At 42.2% G+C, this 7,399-nt stretch carries 1 protein-coding gene; it reads right to left on the bottom strand.

Annotated elements, in window-relative coordinates; translation table 11 throughout:
* Nucleotides 1-7,380: Ig-like domain-containing protein (locus B5D35_RS20350; protein ID WP_078754328.1), on the bottom strand; the 7,380-nt coding region annotated here is incomplete at its 3' end.
* Nucleotides 7,381-7,399: the final 19 nt, after the last annotated feature.

Below are 7,399 nucleotides of genomic sequence, written 5' to 3'. Positions count from 1 at the left end.
GTTGGTTAGCTCAACAACTACCGTAGAGCCCACCTCCACTGTTCCACTGAATACCGGTGCACTGTTTACAACGCCATCGTTGTCTGCGTCTGTCAACGACGCCGTTAACAGTGGTGCCTCAGTATCTAGTGTAAAGACACCTTGCGAGTCAGTCGCTTTACTATTACCAGCAGCATCTGTTGCTTTCATTATCCAATTATAACGTCCATCAGCTAGCCCATCAGTCGCTGCAGTCCAATTACCATTTTCATTTACGGATGCATTCAATTTAGTTATCTGACCAGTCGCCTCACTTGTTATCTCCACTGTCACACTAGCGCCAATTTCGACTTGTCCAGAGAAGGCAATTGAATTAACTAAATTGTCATTATTTGTATCAACCAAAACACCACTCAATAGTTCAACCGAAAGATCTCTATCTATAGTGATACTCCGATCTTCTGTATTTCCAGCAGCATCCTGAACTTTTATAACAATAGTATTGTCGCCTTCAACAAGCCCTTGAACAGTTATATTCCACTCACCTAGCGTGGCATCTCCTTTAGTAAAGGTTGCCGCTTGACCATTGAGCAACACAGCAACAATTGATGAGCCAACTTCGATACGTCCATTCAGGTTTACTGTTGAACCTTTGATATAACTCGTATCATCAATAACTTGATATCCGTCACCTTGAATACCGTCAACAGTAATAATTGGAGCAATAGTATCGATAACAGCGTTAAATGTTACAGTTTTCTCATTACCTGCAATATCTGTAAAGTTAATAACAATTCTATTTGATCCCTCTTCCAACGTCAGCGTTGAATTCCATGAGGTACCATCCCCAACAGATTGACTAACTGTTTTCTTGCCATTCACTAAAATAGTGTAACTCGAGCCTGCATCTATGTTACCTGCAAGTACAACCTGGCCATTTTTATTGTTACTTAGAACATCCATGACATTAGAAAGGTTTTCGACATCATGCTCGTCTATGTTTAGAGTTAAAACATCAAAACCTTTTTTAACTTCTATCCTGTCACTGAACGTAGTTCTATTTCCTGCCGAATCATAGGCTGTAATAGTAAAATTATTAATACCGTCCGATAGTGCCACACCAGGGAACAACCAACCACCAGATGATCTCATCGCATTGTAGTTTGTTCCATTGGCAGTTATATCTACGCTGTAGTACCCATGGTCCACAAGATTCATAGAGACTAAAGATGAATTAATAACCACTTTGCCATCATTCGGATCAAACACCTTACCTTCAATAGATAGATCGTTAACATCGAGAGCATCAATTGTTGTATCTAATCTGACATTAACACCCCGGTTTGCAGTATTACCTGCAGGGTCAACAAACGACCAGGAAAAAGAGTAATCCCCATCACTTTCCAGTGCTGCAGGCATAGTCCAACTACTTGACGTGCTTATGTTCTGATAACTTTGTGAGAAGCCACCAGGCCCTGTCACTTGCACACTTGCAATTACGCCACTATCTGTACTGTAGCCTTGAGATGCAAAGTTGAAAGTCATGGATTTTATATTCGTCACATTGTCATAATTAACAGCCCCACTATCTGAGCCAGCAGAAAGATCAACAAAAGTCTTAATGGTTCTATCAATAGTTACAGAGCCTGTTTGAACAGATTTATTACCCGCTATATCTTCAAAAGTAAGAGTATATGCGTGTTCTTGTTCAACAATATGCCCTACATTTAAACTCCAATTTCCTGCTCCAGATAAGACTTGCTCAAACTTCTGGTTATTGATTTCCAATATTACTTTGCCAGCTTCAGACGTTGTGCCGTTAAAAATAAGATCTTCTTGTGAACCATTAACATATTGCACCCCATCATTGTCAACCACACCGGTAATGTCATATGTGACAGTGGGAACACCTGTATCTATAGCAAAGTTAACAGTGACTGACTCACTAGTATTCCCGGCTAGATCTTTCGAATAAATAGTCGCGACATGACCGCCATCTGAAAGAGTTACAGGGAAACGGAACTCCCAGCGACCGTCTGACGCCACGGCCGCCTCGAATTGACGTTCACCAATGGTGACATATATCTTTGCTCCAGCCTCACCAGATCCAGAGAAATTTGGTTGACCGTAATTGATATTGTTATCTGAAGCAATACCTGCTTCATCTACTAGAGACGCAGAGAAAGAAGTATAAACATTATCGACAACGATATCATTCAACACTCTTTCTAAGCTGTTTCCGGCATCATCTGTTACATGTGCCACGACTGAATAAGTACTGTCGGATAAGTTGTCAAAGCTCGCACTCCAAAGCCCTGAAGCTCCAACTACAACTCTAACTTCTTCAGCAGCTCCTGATAGCCCAGTTAACACTAAGCGAATGTTATCACCAACACCACCGCTACCTCCGAGCCTGATCTCATGTCCACTAATGATTTTATCTGACAAATACAGACCATTATCGTTTTCAAGATTCATGAGAAAGTTTATCGATGTCTTGATAACAACAATGCCTTGAGTAGTTGTAATATTTCCTGCCACATCAGCAGCTGTCACAGTGAAATTATTAAAACCTTCATGCAGATCAAATGATTTTGACCACGTGCCATTGGATTGTATTTCGACATTATATTGCACACCATTAATAGTAATTGTTACGCTATCAGCACCTACTGCTGTGCCAGAGAATTCGTGTGAAATCTCGTTAGATACAATCTTTCCTACATCAGATCTATCATCAATATTTACAGTTAGTGTCGGTGCAGTTCTATCAACCGTGATTGAAACTTCCTGTGTGTTTTCATTTCCTGCAGGATCTCTCAGCTCTACAATAAAAGTATGCAAACCCTCACTCAATCCAGAGAATAGATAACCCCACCCACCATCAACTGCCGTTAGCTCTGTAACAACTTCTGAAGTTGATTTGTCTTTAATAACAATACGAGCTCCAGGCTCAGAAACACCTTGTAAATAGATGTTCTGCGCATTTGTTATAAAGTCTCCTTTTTCTCCAGAGTCTGAATCCCCATCCAAAGAGAATGAAGTTAATACCGAAGTGTCAACGATAAACGTGTAATCAACTGCAGGAGGTACAACGTTTCCAGAAGCATCTTTTACTACAAAATTAACTCGCTGCGGACCTTCCGTAAGAGTTGCTCCAATGTTGATAGACCAAGCACCTGTAATACCCGCTACTGCACGATACGTAACACCCCCTAAAGTCGCTTCTACAGTGTAACCTGGCGTAGCTGTTCCAGAAAGCGTAGGGCTTGTAACGTTAGTTACGTTATCGTTTTTAATACCGCTATCACTATCACTATCTAATCCATATACAAACGGAAGAGAATCTGGAGTTATAGTTAGGTGCTGTTCCACTTGGAAACTATTGCCCGCAACATCCGTAGCTGTAATGGTTAATTGATAATTTCCAAATGAAAGATCAGGCAGTTCAACACTAAAACGGCCATCGGGGCCTGCTATAACCGAAACTGGCTCTGGCTGACCAGAAATTAAGATTGTAACTTTAGCTCCGTTAACAGTAAGGCCATTAATACTTACCTGAGTGTCCTTCGTAATCCAATCGCCTTTCACACCAGTATCATCATCTGAATCTAATGTAATAGCGGCCAATGGAGGTGGAGTTCGATCAACTTCAACATTTACTTCTTTAACTTGCGTATTACCTGCAACATCTGTTGCCGATACAGAGAATTTATAGCTCCCTTCAGGTAAAACTACAGGAATAGTGAAAGACCATTGCCCAGTCGAAGAACTAACTGTTGGGTTATAGGAATACAGTTCAACATTATCTGCACTAAGAACAGACAGTGTCACCGTTGCATCCGAATCTGTTTGCCCTCTGAACTCTAAGTTGTCAGCATTAGTAATGTTGTCAGAATCAGAGCTGCCAGTATCATTATACAATTTAAATGTATTCAGTAATTGCGTATCAATTACCAATGACTTTTCTGATTGGAACGTATTACCCGCTGCATCTGTTGAGGTTACAATGACAGTATAAGTACCATCTGTTAACTCATTAGCGTATTCATAAACCCATCGACCATTACTAGGTACTATTGATTGCTGATTGATTACAGATTGACCAGCCTTCAATGTTACCTCGACATTAGACGTAGTATCACTCGTACCTGAAACTTCAAGTGAAGTATTTTTAGTTATCCAATCGTCGCTATTCCCCGTATCCCCAGCAAGGTCATAAGTTACTACTGGTGCATGAGTATCTAGCGTATATTGCCCAGCCTTAACAAGAAGATTTCCCGCAGTATCTTGTGCAGTTAAAGTCCAACTATAATCACCGTCAACTTGCAGTGCTTGCCCTTCAGGTACTGTCAATATAAACGATCCATTCTCGCCAGCAGTAGTGGCAATATTAACAACTTCATTATTAGACAAAACCATTGTAAGAGTCACTCGAGCATGAGGCTCCGTGGCACCGGTGAAAGTAGGTGTTCGATCATTTGAGATTGAATCAGAATCACTTGTGCCAGAATCAGAATCAGGATCTAACCCAGTACTTTGAGAAAATGCGTCAACCACTGTGTCTACAACTACATTCCCTGCTTTTTGTGTCTGATTTCCAGCCGCATCAATGGCTATCAATTTCCATTGATAGCTTCCATCAACAGGTGCTACCACATCAAAGGTAAAGTCTGAACCACCTGAAACTTGTTTTACAAGCACAGGATCTTTTTCTGCTCCAACACGATAGAATTCAAACCGCAATTCTACTTGACGGCTACCTTCGCCACTGACGCTACCTTTAAACTCAAGTTGTCGATCTTTCGTAATATTATCTGACTGAGAGGTTCCTGTATCTGAATCAGCATCTAAGCCAAACACAATAGAAGGGGCTACTGTGTCAACTACGACATCTCCCCTCTGAGATGACTGATTACCTGCAATATCTTCAGCAATGATTTCCCATGTATAGTTACCATCAGCCAATTCTGAGCCAACTGAAATAGACCAACTCGCGTTAGACATTACGGGGCCATAGGTCTCGCCAACTTGAACATCACCGTCATATAGTTTCAGTACAATCCTAGATTGCTCACTTACAGTACCAACGAAGGTCGGTGTTTTATCATTTGTAATACCGTCGTTGCTAGTTCCTGAGTCGCTATCCGAATCTAATGCTGCAGTTAAAATAGGCTGTGCCGTATCAAGAGTTACACTTCCGCTACGAACTAAGCTATTACCTGCTGTATCAACTAATTTAACAGTATATGAATATTCACCATCGCCAAGGTTTAAAGCAGGTAAAGACAGTGACCAAATTCCATTAGCAACATTCACTGCGGCAATGCTTGAAACATCAATTACCGTCCCGTTCTTAGCTAAAGAAACTAGCGAAACTTTTGAATTATTCTCACCATTACCTGTTAACGACACACTCGTTTTATTTGTGATGTTGTCATTATTCTCGAATCCTGTGTCATCTCTGTCAGAAAGTCTTACATCAAATTGAGATACCTGTGTATCGACAGTAATTTCTCCTGTTGCAGCTGCAGAAACATTCCCGGCTATGTCCGTTGCTGTGATGCGCCAGCTATACTCTCCATCCTCAATTTCGTTATCAACAGATAAAGTCCAAGAGCCGTCTACGTTACTAACTACTGTAGTCCAAGGGCCAAGTTGATTATCTCCACGGCTAAGAACCAAAGATATAGTTGCTCCAGCTTCGGAATTTCCTTCAAATTGTGGCGTTTTATCTTTAGTCACGGAATCGGAAGAACTGATTCCTGAATCAGAGCCTTCAGATAGACGGACACCCGTCAAAGGAGGTGCCGCTGTATCTATTTCCAAGTTGGATATAGAACTTTCTTTTGTGTTTCCAGCTACATCAGTGACGACAAATTTAACCTCGTAACTTCCATCATTTAGCGTATTAACTAACTGATAACTAAAGGTTCCATCGTTACCTACTTGAACAGATGTTGGTGTTACTCCTTGCTCAACCCCGTTTCGGGTAAGAATCATCGTGACTTGAGTTCCAGCCTCTGCTCTACCTGAGAACAATGGTGTATTGTCATTGGTAATCCAATCATCAGTATTTGATCCAGAATCGGTTTCCAAATCAATATCAGATATGGTTGGGGCAACAGTATCAATAACCAGTGTCTGAACTTCAGATTCCGTTACATTCCCAGCTATATCTGTCAACGTAACTCGCCAAACATAGCGTCCATCCTCTAGTGGCGATGCTTCAGGATAAGCAAGATTTAATACTCCTGAGTTCGTTATAACTAACTCTGATGAAGTCCACTTTGCTTGACCTACCGCTGAATTACCAGACCACAGCTGAAGAACTGCCTTAGCTCCTGTTTCACCTTGAATTAGGAAGTTTGGCGATGTATCGCGAGTAACTCCATCACTATCACTAAGGCCTGTATCAGAAGAAGATTCAACACCTACTGATATCAACACAGGGTCTGTAGTATCAAGAACGAAGGAACCTCTTATAGGCGCTTGAGTATTACCTGCCGCGTCTTGAGCAGTTACGACCCAACTATAAGTGCCATCAGTAGTCAAACCTGAACTATTCAAGCTCCAAACACTAGACGATAGGGTAGTAGAAAGCTCTGTATTAAAACCATTAGGTCCAGTCAAGATGACCGAAACTCTATCTCCTAGCGCCCCGCTCCCGGTAAACTCCGGAGTCACATCATTAGTGAAAATAACGTCATCGGAATGACCCGTCTCTGATGCAAATCTAGCAGTAATATTTATCGTTCTATCGACCTCTAGTGTATTTTCAACATCTTTAACATTGCCTGCTAGATCAACATAATGAACTGTGTAAGTGTAAGTGCCTTCCCCTAAAAGAGGGAGCGTTAGTTCCCAGCGCCCTTGTGCATTCGATACCACACTTCCAACAGCTGAAATATCCACTGAAGTTCCATCACTATTACGCAGAGACGCAATATTCACCCGAGTGCCTGCCTCAACAGTACCTGAAATAGAGAGATCAGTATCTTTGGTTACTTGGTCCCCTTTAGTTCCACTATCACTTGATTCTGTCAAACCAAATGTATCTGCACCACCACCAACAACTGTAAAATCAATATCAATGCTGCCTGCAACCGCTGGCCCGGTATTGCCCGCCTTATCCGTTGCGCTCACGCTGACGTCATAGTGACCTTGAGGCAGATTGCCGGTCGCCGGGATTGTCCACGCACCGCTAACCGCCGCGCCCGTTGTGTACTCAAAGCGTGTTCCATCGCTGTCGGTTAACACAACCGTCACCGTCGCTGATTCGCTCACCGTGCCCGTAAATACCGGGCGCGGATCTTTGGTGATGCCATCAGTGTCTGAGCTGCCAGTGTCTGTTGCTGCACTTAAGCCCGAGTACACCACGGTTGGCAACACGGTATCCATGTGGAAGGTGCCTTCTCGT

This window comes from Enterovibrio nigricans DSM 22720 (assembly GCF_900167155.1).
GTDB classification, from domain to species: domain Bacteria; phylum Pseudomonadota; class Gammaproteobacteria; order Enterobacterales; family Vibrionaceae; genus Enterovibrio; species Enterovibrio nigricans.
The sequence above is the reverse complement of the archived record's forward strand: the minus strand, read 5'-3'. Positions and strand labels throughout refer to the sequence as shown.